We start from the raw sequence: 17719 nt of genomic DNA on the forward strand, positions 1-17719 counted from the left end.
CGGCGAACCAATGGTGTGATGTTTATCGACAGACTCTTGAATAAGTACTACTTAATGCGGTTCAGTGTTCCCCACCCGGGCCTCCCCCTCCCGGGCCGATGTCAACGAGGACAGCGAGGTACGACGTGAGCTCCCAGCGCGTCATTGTGGTGATGGGCGTGGCCGGCACGGGCAAGACGACCGTGGGCCGACTGCTCGCGGAGGCCCTCGGCCTTCCGTACGCGGAGGGCGACGCCTTCCATCCGGCCGCCAACGTGGCCAAGATGTCGGCCGGAGTCCCGCTCGACGACGGCGACCGGCTCCCTTGGCTGGACGCGATCGGCGAGTGGATCGGCCACCGGGCCGGTCAAGGCGGTGGTGTGGTCGCCGCCTCCTGCCTCAAGCGTGCCTACCGGGACCGGCTGCGCGCCACCGCCCCGGACGCGGTCTTCGTCCACCTGTCCGGCGACCGGCCGCTGATCGAGCGGCGGATGGCGGACCGCAAGGGGCACTTCATGCCCCCCTCCCTGCTCGACTCGCAGTTCGCGGCGCTCGAACCGCTCCAGGCGGACGAGACCGGCGCCGCCGTCGACGTCACCGGCACCCCCGAAGAGATCACCGAACGGGCCCTGGCCGCCCTGCGCGACCTCGGCACCGCCCCTTAGGCCGCCTTCGGCCTTGCCCCGCCCTGCTCACCGACGATCACGCCCCGCCACGCTCGCCACGCTCGCCACGCCCGAAAGGAAGCATCACCGTGACCGGTCTCAGCGTCGAGACTCTCCTGCCCCTGGCCGCGGCCGCCCCCGAACCCATCACCTCGGCCGGCGACGTCCGACTGGGCCTCGCCGTCCTCGCGGGCATCGCCGTCATCGTCCTGCTCATCACCCGAATCAAGATGCACGCCTTCCTGGCACTCACGGTGGGCTCCCTGGCCCTCGGGTGCTTCGCGGGCGCCCCGCTGAACAAGACCATAGCCAGTTTCACCGCGGGACTCGGTGCCACGGTCGCGGGCGTCGGCGTCCTCATCGCGCTCGGCGCGATCCTGGGGAGGCTGCTGGCCGACTCCGGCGGCGCCGACCAGATCGTCGACACGATCCTGGCCCGGGCCAAGGGCCGGGCCATGCCGTGGGCCATGGTGCTGATCGCCTCGGTGATCGGGTTGCCGCTGTTCTTCGAGGTCGGCATCGTGCTGCTGATCCCCGTGGTGCTCCTGGTCGCCAAGCGCGGCAACTACTCCCTGATGCGGATCGGCATCCCGGCGCTGGCCGGCCTGTCGGTGATGCACGGGCTGATCCCGCCGCACCCCGGGCCGCTCGTCGCCATCGACGCCCTGCACGCGAACCTGGGGGTCACGCTCGCCCTCGGCGTGGTCGTCGCCATACCGACCGTGATCATCGCCGGGCCCCTGTTCTCCCGGTACGCGGCCCGCTGGGTCGACATCCCGGCTCCGGACCGCATGATCCCCGAACGCCCCTCGGCGGAGTCGCAGCGTCGCCCCTCGTTCGGCGCCACCCTCTTCACCGTGCTGCTGCCGGTGGCCCTGATGCTGGTCAAGGCCCTGGTCGACATCGTTGTCGACGACCCCGCGAACGGGGTGCAGAAGGTCACCGACGTCGCGGGTTCCCCGTTGATCGCCCTCCTCGCCGCCGTGCTGGTGGGCATGGTCACGCTCGGCCGGGCGGCCGGGTTCACCCGGACGCGGCTCTCGGTCACGGTGGAGAAGTCCCTCGCCCCGATCGCGGGCATCCTGCTGATCGTGGGCGCGGGCGGCGGCTTCAAGCAGACCCTGATCGACGCCGGCGTGGGCCGGATGATCCTCGACCTGTCGCAGAGCTGGTCCATCCCGGCCCTGCTGCTGGGCTGGCTGATCGCGGTGGCCATCCGCCTGGCGACCGGTTCGGCCACGGTCGCCACCATCTCGGCGGCGGGCCTGGTGGCCCCTCTCGCCGCGGGCATGTCCACCACCGAGACCGCGCTGCTGGTGCTGTCGGTCGGGGCGGGCTCACTGTTCTTCAGCCACGTCAACGACGCCGGGTTCTGGCTGGTGAAGGAGTACTTCGGGATGACGGTCGGCCAGACCCTCAAGACCTGGTCGGTGATGGAGACCATCATCTCGGTGTGTGGTCTCGGCTTCGTCATGCTGCTGTCGCTCGTCCTCTGAACCCGGCCCCCACTCCGGGCGGGCGGACCAGGCGGGCCCGGGGGCCGCGGGGACGCGGGTGCCGGCCCGGGGGCCGTGGCCGTGACGGCGCCCGTCCGGTGTCCGACGAGGGCCGGTTCGGTGCCGGACGGGACCAGCGCGCGAACCAAAGTCGTGGCGGGCGCCCCGTTCGGCACCGAACCCGGCAGCGGCGGCGGCCGGCAGGCGGGAGACGTGCGGGGTGCGCAGCCCGGCGGCTCGCCACGACGGCGACCGGGGGGCCTCGTTCGGCCGGTGGGTCCCTCCCCCAAGGTGCGGGCTGCTGGCGCGTACGGGCCCGAGTGGTGTGACCCGCGTACGACGGTCGCGCCGCTGGTCGCCCCACCTCGTGCCGTCGTTTCTGGCCTCGCTGGCCACGCACCACGATCCGGCGGCGCGTCGGGGCGCGGTGCGGGCACGGGAGATCCTGGCACCGGGCCAGCAGTCGGCGCTGCCCGCCGACCTCGTCGAGCGACTCGCCGTCGACCCGGACGAGACCGTACGGCTCGCCGTCTCCGTCAGGCCCGCACCGGGCGAGACGCGGCGCATGGCGATCGACTTCACGGTGGGGGCCTTCGCCGGGGGGAACGTGGAGTGGGTACGGGACGGGCTGGCCGACCCCGACGCGCTGCGCCGGGCCGCGACCTCCGCCCACCCGCTGCTCCGACGCACCGCCGCCCAGAGTCCCACCTGCCGCCCGACCTCCTGCGCCTGCTCGCACACGCCGAAGACCCCCTGGTGGAGGACAGCGTGGGGGTACACCACCCCGCCGCCCCTACGCGCGGCTCGGCGGGACGTTCTGCGCTGGACGGCGCAGCCACACCCCGCTTTCCCCGTGACGGTCTCGCCGCGCGCTACGCGGACCACCGGACAGCAACGACCGTCGGCTGGCCGAGCGGGATCCGGCCGCCACGCCCGCGCTGATCGAACGGCTCAGCCATGACTCCGCGGTGTGGACGCATCAAGCGGCGACCAGCGACCCGCGCCTGCCGCTCCACCGCGGGACGTTGTCATTGTCACGCTTGCTGTCGGTGGTTTGGCCGCCCGTGCACTTCAATGCCGTGGGCGGCCGCTTGTTACTCTCTCCGACCATGCGAGCCCTCTTCCCAGGATCCTTCGACCCGGTCACCCAAGGGCACCAGGACGTACTCCGGCGCGCTGCCCTCCTCTTCGACGAAGTCGTCGTGTGCGTGATGTTCAATGCGAACAAGACCGGACGCTTCACCATCCCGGAACGGCTGGACCGGCTCCGCGCGGCAGCAACCGACTTGGGCAACGTCACGGTCGACTCCCACACCGGCGGCCTGATGGTCGACTACTGCCGCCGAACCGGGATAGACGTCGTCATCCGCGGAATTCGCGGCGTCACCGACCTGGACTACGAAATGCCGATGGCCCGCATGAACCACGAACTGGCCGGAGTCGAAACGTTCTTCATCGCTGCCGACCCCGCCCTGGCTCACATCTCCTCCACCCTCGTCACCGCGATGAGCCGACAAGACCGTGTCCCGAGTGCCGATGTGAGCGAGCTTCTTCCAGTAGGCGGGTGTGGCAGCGAGGGTTCCTGAAACGTGTCCTGCGTGGTGCGGCGGAAGAGCCGTTCGTAGCGGCACAGCGCTGCAGCCAGGCCGATGAACGCGCCGTCGAAACGCTGACGATCCCCGGAACGGCGATATGCGTATGCGGACCTATGCGTTCCACGAGGTTGGCACCGCCCGCTGTTCCTTCGAGGTCGTCCCCGCCTCCGGCAGGGGCGAGCCGACCGGCCTGGGCTGCGCCGGCGGTTTCCTCGCCCGGCGCGGCGAACCGACCGGCCTCTACATCGGCGAGCACGAGCCGGGCTGAAATCCCCCCAGTTCAGCGGGCGATCGACACCGCGAAGGGCGCGAATCCGCCGGACCGAATCACGTGCGGCACGAACAGGATCGCGGCCTCCGTGGCGCGGGCGGTCTGGATTCCGCCGAGATCAGTGATCCACTCCTTGCGCCAGCCGAGGTCGACGAGCAGGTCACGGACGGTCTGCTTGGCCTGCGGGTCGTCGCCGGAGAGGAAGGCGTCGGGCACCTGGTCGAGCATGGTCGGCGCGGTCATCACCGGGAAGAGCATGGTGTTGAGCGTCTTGACGACGCGCGTTGCGGGGAGCGCTTCCTGCAGTTGCTCGGCGAGGCTTGAGCCGGGGTAGATCAGGTGGGCAGGCAGTCCGTCCGGTCCGTCGACGGTGGCATTGGAGACGTCGACGAGGATCTTGTCGTGCAGTTCCTCGCGCAGGGCGCCCAGCCGGTCCAGCGAGCCGGCGCCCGGCGTGGCGTTGATGACGATCCGGGCTGTCCGGGCGGCGTCGGCGGCCGCGCCCGGCGTGCGATCCGCGACGGTCACCTCGTGCCCCGCCCGGGTGAGGGCTGTGGCCAGGTTGCCGCCGACGCGACCGTTTCCGAGAACTGCGATCGTGGTCATGATGATGTGGTCCTTCCGTGCGTGCGGGTCGTGGTCGTGGTCGTGGTCGTGCTGCGAGGTCAGCGCGAGAGCGTGGCGGCGGCTTCGGCGTGGACGCCGGGCGCGGCGGCCAGGAAGCTCTGGCTCTGCGGGGTCCAGGGGCGGCCCTCGGCGTCGGAGATCCGACCGCCGGCCTCGGTGACGAGCAGCGCCCCGGGCAGCAGGTCCGCGCGGGCGCCGGCGTACTGCCAGAAGCCGTCGATCCGGCCGGCGGCCACGTTCAGCAGGTGCAGGGTCGCGGGCACGGCGACGCGGACGACGAGCGCGTCGAAGAGCATCGCGGTGATCGAGGAGCCGACGCGCCGCACGACCTTCTCGTCCTCGTCCGGCCGGGCCTGGCTGGTGGCCACGATGCTCAAGCCGAGGTCCGCGGTCTCGGAGACGTGCAGCGGCCGGCCGTCGAGGTGGGCGCCCGCGCCGGTGAGCGCGGTGTAGGTCTCGCCGGTCAGCGGCAGGTGGACCGCGGTGAGCACCGGCTGGTTCTCCCGCACGAGGGTGGCGGTCACCGCCCACTCCGGCAGACCGTGCAGGTGGTTGACGTTGCCTTCGGCCGGATCCACGACCCACCACTCGCCGGGCGGCAGCGCCCCGCCGTCCAGCTCGTCCTCCACCCAGCCGGCGTCCGGGCGCAGGCTCGTGAGGCGGGGGCGCAGGATGTCGAGGGCCGTGTCGTCGTTGGCGGCGAGCGCACGCATCAGCTCTTCGCGGGTCTGGTAGCGGACCACCTCGCCGAAGCGCTCGCGCAGCGCCGAACCGGCCGCGCGCACGGCGTCCGCGGTCTGGGCCAGCAAGTCGGCGTCGGGAGCAGCGAGTTCGGTGGCCTGGAGCGTTTCGGACATGGTGGTGCTCCTGTCTGAGGAGGGGAGGGGTGCCGGAGCCGGTCGCGGTCGCGTTGTGCGTTCCGTCCTGCGCTCTTCCTCGAAGGTATCCAGCGCTGTGATTAACAGCAACTGCATGTGAAGCACGGCTAGGATTACTCACATGCAATTGGATTTGAACCTGCTCACCGCGCTGGACGCGCTGCTGGAGGAGGGCAGCGTGGCCGGGGCGGCCGCGCGCCTGCATGTCACCGCCCCGGCCATGAGCCGGAGCCTGGGCCGGATCCGGCGCACGACCGGGGACCAGATCCTGGTGCGCACCGGCCGCACGATGACCCCGACGCCGTATGCGATCGCCGTCCGGGAACGGGTGCACGAGCTGCTGCACCAGGTCCAGGGGGTGCTGGCACCGAGCCGTGAACTCGATCTGGCGACGCTGGAACGCACTTTCACGCTCCGCTGGCACGATTCCCTGGTCGCTTCGAGCGGCCCCGCACTGCTCTCGGCCGTACGCGCGCAGGCGCCGGGTGTGCGATTGCGCTTCCTCGCGGAATCGAGCATCGACACACCCGAGTTGCGGCGCGGCGAGGTCGACCTGGAGGCGAACGCCAACCCGCCGGGCGCGCCGGACATCCGTACCGAGAGCGTGGGCGAGACCCGCCTCGTCGTCGTCGTCAGGCAGGGGCACCCCCTCACCCGGGTCAAGACCGTCACCGCGAAGCGGTACGCCGCCGCCGAGCACGTCACCGTCTCGCGACGCGGAAACCTCGGCAATGCCCTCGACGACGCCCTCGCGCGGCTCGGCCTCACCCGCCGCGTGGTGGCGACCGCACCCACGGAAGCGGCCGCGCTGGAGTTCGCGCGCGGCTCCGATCTCCTGATCAGCGTCCCCGAAGCCACCACGCGCTCCGCGGTCGCCGACCTCGGCCTGGTCGTACTCCCCCTCCCCCTCGAACTTCCGTCGGCGCGGATATACCTGTCGTGGCATCAGCGCTACGACACCGACCACGCCCACGCCTGGCTGCGCACGCTGGCACGCACCGCCCTGGCCGTGGACGGAGCCTCGTCGTGTGACCTGCCTGTTCGGTGATCTTCCTGCGTCGCGGGCCGTCGGCTCGTAGCGTCTGGGTGTGGAGCGGTTGTTCGAGACCGCCGTCGACGGAGCGCGGGAGGGAAGCCGACCATGTCGGAAGTGATCGAGAGCCTGGCACACGAGGGTGGCACCGTGCTCGTCACCGCGTTGGCCACCGGGCTGGTGGGCGCCGCACGGAGACTGCCGCAGCTGTGGCGCCGTGCGGGCGCCGAGGAGCGGATGGCGGCGGAGCTGGAGCGTTCGGCCCGGGAACTCGCCGACTCGCAGCCCGAGAACCCCGATGTGGGCACGCGTGTGGCGGTCGTCTGGGAGACCCGACTGCGCGACCTGCTGCTGACCGATCCGGCGGCCCGCGGCGAACTGGAGCACCTCTTGGCCGAGATGCGGCGCGAACACCCGCAGGTCACGACGACCACCACCCAGCACGTCACGGCGAGCGCCCCGAACTCGACGGCGCAGGGCGTGATCGGAGGCAGCATCCACAACCACGCCCCCGCCGCCCCTCCCGGTCTCGGCACGCTCCCGTCGTCGGACGCCCGGGCATGACGGTGCCCCGGTCGCCCGGTGGGGAGGAGCGCGCAGAGGGACTCCTGGGCGGCGACTCCGCGGGCCCCAGGATCGTCCAGAACGTCTACGCGTTCGACGGCTTCGCGTACGGGGCCATCAACGCGGACGTCCACACCCACGGGGACGGCCGGCCCGTGTACGTACTGGCCGGGCACGAACCGCCGGACGGCGACCCCGACCCGGCCTGGATCGAGCAGCCCAGCCGACTGCTCAACGCGGGCAACGCGGTCGTGCCGTTCACCGGACGCGAGGCCGAGGTGAGCGAGTTGATCCGGTGGCGCGGCCCGGGCGCGGGCGGACACGGCCCTGTCGGCGCCCACGGCACCGGGCACAGCGGCCGCGCCCTGGCCGTGCGTTGGCTGCACGGCCCGGGCGGCCGGGGCAAGACCCGGCTGGCCGACCACTTCGCCGCGCGGTCCGTCCGCCAGGGGTGGAAGACGATCGTCGTCCGGCACGGCGGTACGGTCCTGCCCGAGTCGGCGGGCAGCCACGACGCCCGCGCCGGCCACCTCCGCGGGCTGCTCGTCCTGGTGGACTACGCCGACCGGTGGCCCCTGCGGGATTTGGCCTGGCTGTTCGCCAACAGCATGTTCGACGGTGGCCCGCGCGGTGGCGACCACGGGGAGCGGGTTCCGGTCCGGGTCCTGCTGCTGGCCCGTACGCCGCACGCGTGGCCGGCGGTGAAGTCCATGATCGGTGGACGGGCGGATGCCTCCGAGCGGGAGCTGGCGCCGCTGGCGGTGGAACCGGGCGACCGGGAGCGGATGTTCACCACCGCGCGCACCGAGTTCGCGGAACTGTACGGGCGACCCGACGCGGCGTCGGCCCCCTCCGCGGTATCGCTGGCGGACCCCGCCTTCGGACTCACCCTCACCGTGCAGATGGCAGCCCTCGTCGCCGTGGACGCGCACGTCAACGGGCGATCGGCCCCCCGGGACCCGGCCGGCATGTCGGCCTACCTGCTGGAGCGCGAGCACGAGAACTGGCGCCGGCTCTACGAGAACGGCGCGGCCGGCCTGGACTTCCGGACTTCACCGGACGACATGGCGAGCGTCGCGTTCGTCGCCACCCTGACCGGCGCCTCCACCTGGCAGGCGGCCGCGGCGGCCCTGGAAAGGGCGGGTGTGGCCGAAGTCCCCGGGACCGTGCGGTCCCTCCTGCGCGACCACGCCCGCGTGTACCCGCCGCTGGACCCGCGCACCGTACTCGAACCGCTCTATCCCGATCGGCTGGCCGAGGACTTCCTGGCACTGACCGTGCCCGGGCACACGGTCACCGGCTATCACGCCGACGCCTGGGCGGCAGGGGTCCCGAAGGCACTGCTGACGGGGCCCGGCGCCGCCGCCGTCGCCCCGCGCGCCGTGACCCTCCTGGCTTCGGCGGCCGATCGATGGCCCCACCTGGCCGAACAGGTCCTGCACCCCTTGCTGCGGGACCATCCCGACGTCGCGCTCGACGCGGGCAGCGCCGCTCTGGTGGCCGTCAGCGCCATCGACGGGACCGACCGGGAGGTCCTCCAAGCCATCGAACGGGCCGCGCACCGGAGGTTGGGCGGCATGCAGCACGTCGACCTCGACACCGGCCTCGCCGCCGTCGCCGTACGCTTGGCCGCCCTCGTCGAACCCGGATCCTCCGACGCCGCACGGGCCGCGCTGTACCGGCACCTGGTGCTGCGCCTGGGCCACGCGGGACGGTGGGCGGAGGCCCTCACGTACGCGCGGCGGACCGTGGACCTCCACAGTCACCCCGCCGCCCCGGCACGCGACCGGGCCGGGGCATTGTCCGCGCTGGCGGTCGCCCTGGCGCACGCGGGGAAGCACGCGGAGGCCGTGGAGCGGTCCCGGGAGGCCGTGGACCTCTACGAGACCCTGGTGCGGACCGACCCCGACGCCCACGCGTTGCTGCTCGCCGAGGCACTGGGCAATCACGCCAACCGGCTGGCGAACGCCGGACAGCGGCGCGAGGCCATGGAGTGTTCCCTCCGATCCGTCGAGCTGATCGGATCGGCGCTGCCCGCTTCGCTTCCGTTCCCTCGCGTCCAGTCGCTCGCGACGAGCATGACGTTCGCGAACCACGCCACCTTGTTGTACGAGGAGGGCCGACACGAGGAGGCCCGCGACTACTACCGCCGTGCCACGGAGCAGTTCCGCAGCCTGGGCGATGGCGATCACGCCGTCACCCGCCCCGTGGAGGCGCGCCTCGCGCTCAACCAGTCGCTCCTGGATGCTGCAGCGGGCGACCTGGTGGAGGCGGTGGCCCGTTCCGCGGTGGCGGTCGAGCACATGACGGAGCTGGCTGAGATCAATCCGGGAAGCCACCTGCCGGGCCTGGCGAACGCCCTGGCCACGCACGCCGGACACCTGTGGAGGTTCGGGCTCCGCGAAGAAGCCCTGGTGCGCTCCCGGCAGGCGGTCAGGGCCTGGGACAAACTGGCCGACCAGAACCCCGGCGCGCACCAGACGGACCTGGTGCGGGCGCTGCGCAACCATGCCGGGTTCCTCGCGCAGGCCGACCGGCGCGAGGACGCCCTGGATTACTCGCGCTGGGCCCTGGGCCTGGCCGAGGAGCTGAGCGGGGAGACGGCCGAGGAAGCGGCCGCCGATGAACCGGGCGGGACGTCGGACGTGACATCGGACGTGACATCAGGCGTGGCATCAGGCCGCGGGGCGGACGCGTCCGGACCGGGGGCCCATCTCCCGGAGCTGGCGCGCACCCAGTGGTTGTACGCGTTCGTCAGGTCCTGCCTGGACACCGACCTGGGTGACGGGCTCGTCGCGGCGGCCCGGGCGGTCCGGAGCTTTCGTGATCTGGCGGAACGGAACCCGGAGGCGTACACCGCCGACCTCCTGGGCGGATACACGCTCCTCGCCGACCTGCTGGAGCGCGTCGGCCGGGGCGAAGAGGCCGCCGACGTGCGCCTGACGGCCGCCCGGCGGCGCGCGGAGGCGGCCACCGCCGGACGCGACGGAACCAACGGACCCAACGGACCCGCCGGAACCAACGGACCCGACGCAAAGGACAACCTCGAACGTGCCTACCGGGCGGAAGCCGAGGCGGGCCACATACCCGCGATGATCCACCTCGGTCGTCTGCTGGAGCAGGCGGACCGGATGGAGGAGGCCGAACCATGGCTGCGGCGCGCCGCCGAGACCGGCCAGCCCACGGCCATCGTGCTCTTGGCCGGCGCCCTGCTCACCCGGGGCCGGGCCGACGAGGCCGAACCCTGGCTGGAGCGGTCCGCCCGCACCGGTGACGTCACCGCCATGAGCCTGCTCGGCGAGCGACTGACCAGCACGGGCCGCGGATCCCAGGCCGAACCGTGGCTGCGCAAGGCCGCCCAGGCGGGAGACACCAACGCCCTCTACGGACTCGGAGTCCTCCTGGAGACCACCGGGCGGGCGGACGAGGCCGAACCCTGGCTGCGCCGGGCCGTGCGGGCGGGCCATCCACGGGCCGCCGGCACCCTCGGCATCCTCCTGTACGACAGCGGCCGAGCTCGGGAAGCCGAACCGTTCCTGCGGCAGGCGGCCGATGCCGGTAGCGCGAGCGCGATGAGCAACCTCGGAACCCTCCTCTACACGGCGGGCCGGACGCGGGAGGCGGAGGACGCCTACCGGCGCGCGGTGGACGCCGGATTCGACCGCGCCCAGTACGACCTCGGCGTACTCATGGAGAACACCGGGCGGGCCGCCGAGGCCGAGCAGTGGTACCGCCGGGCCGCAGAGTCCGGACACCGGCTCGCCGTCGCCGCCCTGGCCATCCGGCTCTGCGAGGCCGGGAAGCTGCGCGAAGCCGAACCATGGCTGCGGCGCGCGAGCGACGCGGGAGACCGGGGCTCGATGGTCAACCTGGGGCTCCTGCTCGAGCGGACCGGCCGGGTCCCGGAAGCCGAACAGTGGCTCCGGCGCGCCGCCGAGGCCGGGGAGGCCGGGGCCATGGGCCCGCTGGGAAGCCTGCTCTGCGAGCTCGGCAGGTGGCGCGAAGCCGAGCCGTGGCTGCGGCGCGCGGGTGACGCCGGTGACGTCACATCCATGGTCAACATGGGGTACCTGCTCTTCCACGTTGGCCGCAAGGAGGAGGCCGAGCAGTGGTACGGGCGAGCCGCAGCGGCGGGCGACGCGACGGCCGCGAAGCTGCTGGGCGGCCGCCTGTTCAGGCGAACCAGGGAGAAGCCCCGACGCCGCTGGGGCTTCCGCGCCCCCGGCTGACCCTCCGCCACCACCGCGCCCGGGCCCGGGCGGCGCGCCGCGAACCGCGTCACGTCGGGAGGGGCATGAGACCGGTCTGCCTGGGTAGACGTGCCGCTACCGATCGGGGAAGGGCCGTGAGTGCCTGGGGAGGTCAACGGCCCTTCCCCGCCGGCTCCCGCCCCACGAACGCCCGGGGGCACGGCTGCGCCCGGCTTCGCGATCGCTCCCGTCCGACGACCGCTGTCGATCGGGACACCCCATGACCGGGCCTGTTCGGATCAACCGTGCCGGGTCTCGTATCCCGTCATCTCTGTCCGCGTCTCCGCCACCGCGAAGACGGGCTCCTCAGGTCCGGGCCGCCAGGGATTCCGCCAACTGTCGGCCCTCCGACCGGCAGGGTGTCGGAAAGACCAGTTTGAGCCCGCGGTCCTGGCCTGCGAGGGCCAATTCCGTCACGAGCGTGAGTCCGAACATCCCCTTGCTCGGGACACCGGCCGAAGCGTACGCCCGCGAAAAGTCCATCAGGACCCGGCCCGGCTTTCCGGTGCTCGTGGAGGCGTCGAAGAACAGCAGACGCCGGTCGGTGAGGACGATGTACATCTGGCGCGGCCGGACGGCCGCCATGAGGGTGCCAGCGGAGGCGAGGCCGACCACCACGGCCGTCGCGACCTGCCTGCGCACCGAGACGCTGCCGACGTTGGCGCAGGTGATGAGTTCGACCCTCTCCCCCTCGGACAGCAGTGGAGTCACGGCTTCGAAGGTTTGTCTCTGGCGGCCGGCGTTGAGCGGCATCAGGGCTCCTGGTGGGTGTGGGGTACAGGGTGCAGGGGAGGAACCGTATGTCACGCCATTTGCAGCTCACCGACCAGGGTCACCCGTGCCGGGGGCGACCTGTCGGTTTCCGAGGCCGGGGCGGTGTCCGGATGCGACTTTGGTCGCAGGGGGCATGCCCCGGACTGCGACTTCGGTTGCACGCGACGGCGACCCGGGAGCGATGTGGTGGGGTTGCCCCGCGCCAAGGATGGCCGGGTGACCGAAATCATCACGGGACTGCACATGTCCCCCCTGGAAGTCCTGGTGTTGCTGGGTGCCGTCGCGTTGGTCGTGGCGCGCTGGCTTCCGCTCGCCGCCCGCCCATCCGTCACGATCGCGGCCGGATCGGTTCTCGTGCTGTCCGTGTTCGTGCTGAGTGTGGTGGGGCTGCGGTGGCAGATGTTGCCGGTACTGGCAGGCGCCGCTCTCGTTTTGCCGTTCGCCGTCCTTCCTGTGCTGCGCCGCCGTCCCGGCCGGCCGGCGTGGCGGGCGCGGTGGTGGCTGGCGTTGCCGGGATCGGTGGTCTGCGTCGGCCTGATCGCGACGGGTCCTGTGGCCGCCTGGGCCTGTCCCGTACCCGTGTTCCCGGAGCCGACGGGCAACTTCGCTGTCGGCACCCGCGTGATGCAGTGGACCGACCCGAACCGCCCCGAGACCGCCACCGCCGAACACGGCGACCGGCGCACGGTCGTGGTCCAGCTCTGGTACCCCGCACGCAAGAGCCCCGCAGGCGCGCAGCCGGGCCAGTACCTCGGCCGCACGCGGCAGGAGGCGCGCACCGTCTCCGACGCCCTGGCGCGCTACGCAGGTCTGCCCGGCCTCCTGGTCGACGGTGTCCCTCGTGCCCACACCCGGTCGGTCTTCGACGCCCCGGTGGCCGACGCGGGCGGACGGTTCCCGGTCGTGCTGTTCTCCCCCGGGCTGGGCGGGGTGCGCACGCAGAACACCGCGTGGGCGGAGGAACTGGCCGGCAACGGCTACTTGGTCGCCGCCCTCGACCACCCCTACGACTCCGCCGCTGTCGTACTCACCGACGGCACGACGATCCACACCGAGATCGCCTCCACCGGCAATGACGACGAAGACGACAGACGGGCCGCCGAAACGACGGGAATACGGGCCGCGGACCTCAGCTTCGTCCTCACCCAGCTGGGCCGTCTGGACCGAGGCGAGATCGCGGACCCGCTGACCGGACGCCTGGACACCGGCCGTGCCGCGGCGACCGGCCACTCCCTGGGTGGCGGCGCAGCCCTCCAAGCGGCCCGCCAGGACGGCCGGTTCGCCGCCGTCATCAATATGGACGGCTACCCCCGAGACCCCGATCCGCGCCCGTTCCACCAGCCGGCGCTCGCGCTCACCCAAGCCATCGGCCCGCAAACCGACCCGCGTTACCTGCCCCGCCTCACCGAGGTCCTCAAACTCAGCACCGCCAAGAGCTACCGGCTCACCATCCCGGGCGCCGCGCACCTCACTTTCACGGACGCCCCCCTGTATCTTCCGCCGGTTCCCTCGGTAGTCGGCTCTCTGGGCCGCACCGAGAGCCCGCGCGTCGTCGCCGCAACCACCCTCGCCTTCCTGAACACCACCTTGCGGCACGAACCCGGCGACCCGACCGGCGTTTTGTCCACCTACGGCGACCTCAGCGTGTACCGCCCGGACAGCAACCGCTGATCGGACGTGCCGCCGCAGCCGAGGGCACGGCCGATCCCGCTTCGACGGACCACTGCGAGGTTCAGCGGCGTCGGCTCCGGGTGGTCCAGGCGCCGCCCACGCCGGACACGTGGAGAGCGAGCAGCATCAGGCCGAGGACCATGAAATTGCCGGACGAGAACACGTGGTTCGTCGAGATCTCCGCCGCGTTGATCAGGAAGCTGATGAAGAACAAGACCGCGGCTGCGATACCAAGCATCACTGCTCCTTCCAGAAGGTGGCATCCGTCTGCCCCCGCATTCCGGCTCCATGCAAGCCCGTTGCGGCACCCACCGAGCGATCCGGCCCGCCCGGGACGCTCGGCGTATCCGGGGAGGGGAGGTGTTCGAGGGGACGCCACGGACGACCGTCCGGCTCGGTGTCCGTCAGGCGGCCGCCGGCCCGAGGGATCAGCGGCAGGCTCGGATGGTCCTGCGACCACTGGTGGACGCGGTCGCGGCCGGCCGCGTAGAGGTGTGTGGATCCGCCCGTCGGGCGCGGCCACCGCCACAGGGGAACCGATGCGCCGGCCGCGTCCGGCGTTGCGCTCCGGGTTGCCGAGGCTTCGCCACCTGCCAAACCCGCCGCCCTTCAAGGCCTGTTCGAGCAGCATTCATCTCGCGAGTGTCCGTCCGGCCGAGACCGTGGACGTCGGAGAAGCGCAGGGCGAAGATCAGCCGGTGGTGAGCACCATCCGGAAGCGTGCCGCGCCCGAAAGCATCTTCCGGTAGGCGCCCTCGGCCTCTGTCAGCGGCAGGGTCTCCACCATGGGACGGATGCCGTGCAGGACGCTGAACGCCATGGTGTCCTGCACGTCCTGCGCGCTGCCAGACGGGTGCCCGCGTACGGTCCTGCCGCGCAGGATCAACTGGAGCGGGCTGACCCCCAGCGGGTCTGGGCTCACTCCGATGACGACGAGTTCGCCTCGGTGCGTCATGCCGTCGACCGTTGCCGCGATGGCGTCGGAGCTTCCGGCCGTGGCCAGTACGGCCTTGGCACCGCCCAGGGAGAGGAGGGATTCCGCGACCGGTGTCGGCCCCGTGCTGTCGATGTAGTGGTGCGCACCCAGTTGCTCGGCGAACTCGGCCTTCTCCGCACCCCGGGCGATGGCCACGGTCTCAAAACCCATGGCCACCGCGTACTGCACGCCCAGGTGGCCGAGCCCACCGATGCCCAGTACGGCAACGAGATCGCCGGGCCGGGCGGGGCTGTGCCGCAGACCGTTGTACGTCGTGACGCCCGCGCAAGCCATCGGTCCCGCTTCGGACGCCTTCAGGGCTTCCGGGATCCGGGCCAGGGCGTCGATCGGTGCGATCATGGTTTCGGCGAAGCCTCCGTCGTAGGCGGGGCCAGGGATCTTGAGGGTGTCGCAGACGATGAAGTCACCCTGACGGCAGGGAGTGCAGTGACCGCAACTCCCGCCGAACCAACCCACCGTGACCCGGTCCCCCACGTTCCAGTTGCCGGCCTCGGCGCCCTCTCCGAGTTCCTCGATGCGCCCGGCGGCCTCGTGGCCCGGAACGAGAGGGAACCGTACGCCGGGCACGCCGCCGTCCACGAAGAGGGCGTCGCTGTGGCAGATTCCGCAGGCCTCGACCGCGATCCGCACGTGACGCGGGCCCGGACGCGGTACCTCGCGCTCGACGATCCGGAAGGACCCGTTCGCGGTGTCAACCTGCGCAGCTCGATAGATGCTCATGCGTTTCTCCGGTACCAGGAGCGACGGTCAGGGAGGCAGCGGACGACAGCGGGCGCGCAGCGCGACTACGTGGTGTGCAGCGGTTCCTTGAACGACTTACGGAACACCGGTCCGGCGAAGGGAATGATCGCGGACTTCACCTTTGCCCCGAGCGAGGTGGGGTGCCGTTCGAGTCTGACGTCGACGCGGGTGCCGTTGTCCGAGGGAGTCATCTGAAACTGCCAGCCGCCCGAGCCGAAGGGCACCGATTCGCGAGTGGTGACGGTGACCCTCTGGGTCGCGGGGTCCCATTCGTAACGCGCACGCTCCCACGACTTGTCATTCCCCTCGGTCACCTCCGCCCAGGTGTCGCCCCGCTCGTGGACCTGGAAGTGCTCGGCGTCGATGGAGGGCCACTCCTCGACACGGGAGGGGCTGAAGTTCGTCAGCACGCCCATCACCTCGGCTGGGCTCATGGAGGAGTTCACGTGGAAGTGTAGGGATGGCATGACCTACTCCCGGGTTCGAGAAGACCGCTTCTGCCGGCGGCTTCGGTACGCATCTCGCGCGGTGCCTCGCTCACTTCGCCGACGCTGATTGCCGCACCCGGCCCCGCTGAGGAGCGGCGCCTCGGCTTCGCAAGGGCCTACCGGGCAGGCTCATCGACCTGAACGCTCCATTTCTCAGAATGCACCTTCGCCCAGCAGTCCGCACGAGCAGGCTCCTGGCCGGCACCTGCGCACCTCGGTCGCCCCGGGCTTCCCGCCGAGCCGTGGCCGTGTCTTTGAGTGATGGCCTGATGACAGACGGCTATCCTGCCTGCACAGTGTGGCTCCCGCACAACGGTTGATCCCGCGCCCGGATCAGGACAGGCAGGACCGTGACCCCATTGGAGTTCCCATGACCCCGGCGGGTTCCGGAAATCGGGAGACGCTCGCGCGCGCCTTCGCTGTGGCGCGGCGTGGAAAGCTCTGGCTGGTACCGACTGTCCTGTGCGCGTTGGTGGCGCTGTTGCTGACGCTGCTTTACATGGGCGGCATCCTCAACCCCCAGGGGAACCTGCGCCGTCTGCCGGTCGCCCTGGTCAACACGGACCAGGGACCGCCGCCGGCAGGACAACAACAGACGTTGGGCGCGCAGGTGGCCCAGTCGGTCGTCGCAGCAACCCCGGCAGGCACCGTGCAGTGGCGCCGGCTCAGCCAGGCTCAGATGCAGGACCAGCTGGCATCGGGCAAGGTGTACGGCGCCTTGCTCATCCCAGCCGACTTCACCAGCTCGGTGGCAGCGCTGCTGACCCCCCGGGACACGGCGCGGCCCGTCCTCACCGTCCTGACCAACCCGGGGCTGGGCAGCCTCGGCTCCTCGTTGGCCAGTCAGATCACCCAGCGTGCGGCTCATCAGGCATCACTGGAGATCGGTCGACAGCTTGCGAGCCGGGCAACCGCCGAGGGTGCCACCACCACGACCCGTACCCTCCTGGGCGATCCGATCACCGTCACCACCCAGGTGGGCCACCCCATCGGCAAACACAGCGGCCTCGGCCTGACCGCCTTCTACTTCGCTCTGCTCCTGGTGCTCACCGGGTTCATCGGCGGAAACATCATCAACAGCGGCGTCGACGCGGGCCTGGGTTACACCGACAACGAGATCGGGCCCTGGCACACGCGGCGGCCGACGGTTCCGATCAGCCGTACCCAGACACTGCTGCTGAAGATGCTCATGACCGCGGGAATCACCGTTCTCACCACCAGCCTGCTGATGATCGCCGCGATCGGGATTCTGGGCATGGACGCCACACACCTGCCGCTGTTGTGGATCTTCTCCTACTGCGCCAGCTTGGCCGTGGGCCTGGGGGTGCAGGCCATCAACGCGGCCTTCGGCGGGATCGGGCAGGTGGTGTCCATGTTCGTCTTCATCGCCCTGGCCCTGCCGTCCTCGGGAGCGACGATTCCCCTCCATGCCGTTCCGGGCTTCTACCGTTTCCTGGCGCTGTTCGAACCGATGCGCCAGCTGAGTGACGGCGTGCGGGCCATCCTCTATTTCGACGCGCGGGCTGACGCCGGGCTGACCCGTGCGTGGATCATGATTGCCATCGGCGTTGCCGTCGCCCTGCTGTTCGGGTTCGCCATGACCCGCTACTACGACCGCAAGGGGCTGCACCGCCTGGTTGCGCGGTCTGACGCGACACCCGGCGAGACACCGTGACAGACGGACGATCCC

16 protein-coding genes are annotated in these 17719 nt (G+C 71.3%); 10 read left to right on the top strand and 6 right to left on the bottom strand.

Annotation, left to right across the window (positions count from 1 at the left end; all coding sequences use genetic code 11):
* Window positions 1-98 precede the first annotated feature (98 nt).
* The 5 genes from IE207_RS09690 (at window position 99) to IE207_RS09710 (ending at window position 4003) form a co-directional block, all read left to right on the top strand.
* A complete protein-coding gene (locus tag IE207_RS09690; protein ID WP_373304694.1) occupies window positions 99-644 on the top strand; it encodes a gluconokinase in 546 nt (181 codons plus the stop codon).
* 89 nt (window positions 645-733) lie between these two features.
* Entirely contained in the window at window positions 734-2140 is a 1407-nt protein-coding gene (locus tag IE207_RS09695; protein WP_190183671.1) for a GntT/GntP/DsdX family permease, read from the top strand.
* 367 nt (window positions 2141-2507) lie between these two features.
* Entirely contained in the window at window positions 2508-3101 is a 594-nt protein-coding gene (locus IE207_RS09700) for a hypothetical protein (protein WP_229873567.1), read from the top strand.
* Between the two features lie 103 nt (window positions 3102-3204).
* Window positions 3205-3726, top strand: a complete 522-nt coding sequence (gene coaD, locus IE207_RS09705) for a pantetheine-phosphate adenylyltransferase (protein WP_229873568.1) — start codon at window positions 3205-3207, stop codon at window positions 3724-3726.
* Window positions 3727-3838: 112 nt separating this feature from the next.
* Window positions 3839-4003: a hypothetical protein gene (locus IE207_RS09710; protein WP_190183672.1), complete on the top strand. Its 165-nt coding sequence runs from the start codon at window positions 3839-3841 to the stop codon at window positions 4001-4003.
* Window positions 4004-4015: 12 nt separating this feature from the next.
* Here the strand turns inward: IE207_RS09710 and IE207_RS09715 are convergent, their stop codons facing one another.
* Both IE207_RS09715 and IE207_RS09720 read right to left on the bottom strand, forming a co-directional pair.
* Window positions 4016-4612: an NADPH-dependent F420 reductase gene (locus IE207_RS09715; protein ID WP_190183673.1), complete on the bottom strand. Its 597-nt coding sequence runs from the start codon at window positions 4610-4612 to the stop codon at window positions 4016-4018.
* 59 nt (window positions 4613-4671) lie between these two features.
* Window positions 4672-5490, bottom strand: a complete 819-nt coding sequence (locus tag IE207_RS09720) for an inositol monophosphatase family protein (protein ID WP_190183674.1) — start codon at window positions 5488-5490, stop codon at window positions 4672-4674.
* Between the two features lie 142 nt (window positions 5491-5632).
* Here IE207_RS09720 and IE207_RS09725 point away from each other — a divergent pair, with 142 nt between their 5' ends.
* The 3 genes from IE207_RS09725 to IE207_RS09735 all read left to right on the top strand — a co-directional run bounded on the left by IE207_RS09725 (window position 5633) and on the right by IE207_RS09735 (window position 11337).
* Complete coding sequence (locus IE207_RS09725; RefSeq protein ID WP_190183675.1) at window positions 5633-6559, top strand: LysR family transcriptional regulator; 927 nt, start codon at window positions 5633-5635, stop codon at window positions 6557-6559.
* Window positions 6560-6652: 93 nt separating this feature from the next.
* Entirely contained in the window at window positions 6653-7108 is a 456-nt protein-coding gene (locus IE207_RS09730; protein ID WP_190183676.1) for a hypothetical protein, read from the top strand.
* A complete protein-coding gene (locus tag IE207_RS09735) occupies window positions 7105-11337 on the top strand; it encodes an SEL1-like repeat protein (protein ID WP_190183677.1) in 4233 nt (1410 codons plus the stop codon). Before IE207_RS09730 ends, IE207_RS09735 begins: the two co-directional genes overlap by 4 nt.
* Window positions 11338-11664: 327 nt before the next feature.
* On the opposite strand, the gene IE207_RS09740 is transcribed toward IE207_RS09735, so the two are convergent.
* Complete coding sequence (locus IE207_RS09740; protein ID WP_190183678.1) at window positions 11665-12111, bottom strand: hypothetical protein; 447 nt, start codon at window positions 12109-12111, stop codon at window positions 11665-11667.
* A 237-nt stretch (window positions 12112-12348) separates the two neighbouring features.
* Between IE207_RS09740 and IE207_RS09745 the strand changes: the two genes are divergently transcribed.
* The gene (locus IE207_RS09745) at window positions 12349-13803 is read left to right on the top strand and encodes an alpha/beta hydrolase family protein (protein ID WP_444544996.1); all 1455 of its coding nucleotides are present in this window, start codon (window positions 12349-12351) and stop codon (window positions 13801-13803) included.
* Window positions 13804-13864: 61 nt separating this feature from the next.
* On the opposite strand, the gene IE207_RS09750 is transcribed toward IE207_RS09745, so the two are convergent.
* The 3 genes from IE207_RS09750 to IE207_RS09760 all read right to left on the bottom strand — a co-directional run bounded on the left by IE207_RS09750 (window position 13865) and on the right by IE207_RS09760 (window position 16008).
* Entirely contained in the window at window positions 13865-14041 is a 177-nt protein-coding gene (locus tag IE207_RS09750) for a hypothetical protein (protein WP_190183679.1), read from the bottom strand.
* A 453-nt stretch (window positions 14042-14494) separates the two neighbouring features.
* Window positions 14495-15520, bottom strand: coding sequence for an alcohol dehydrogenase (locus IE207_RS09755; RefSeq protein WP_190183680.1), 1026 nt, complete (start codon window positions 15518-15520; stop codon window positions 14495-14497).
* 65 nt (window positions 15521-15585) lie between these two features.
* Window positions 15586-16008, bottom strand: coding sequence for an SRPBCC family protein (locus IE207_RS09760; RefSeq protein ID WP_190183681.1), 423 nt, complete (start codon window positions 16006-16008; stop codon window positions 15586-15588).
* Window positions 16009-16399: 391 nt separating this feature from the next.
* Between IE207_RS09760 and IE207_RS09765 the strand changes: the two genes are divergently transcribed.
* On the top strand, window positions 16400-17704 hold the full coding sequence (locus IE207_RS09765; RefSeq protein WP_190183682.1) for a YhgE/Pip domain-containing protein: 1305 nt from the start codon (window positions 16400-16402) through the stop codon (window positions 17702-17704).
* Window positions 17705-17719 lie beyond the last annotated feature (15 nt).

Origin of the sequence: Streptomyces cirratus (assembly GCF_014650775.1) — a bacterium.
Lineage (GTDB): Bacteria > Actinomycetota > Actinomycetes > Streptomycetales > Streptomycetaceae > Streptomyces > Streptomyces cirratus.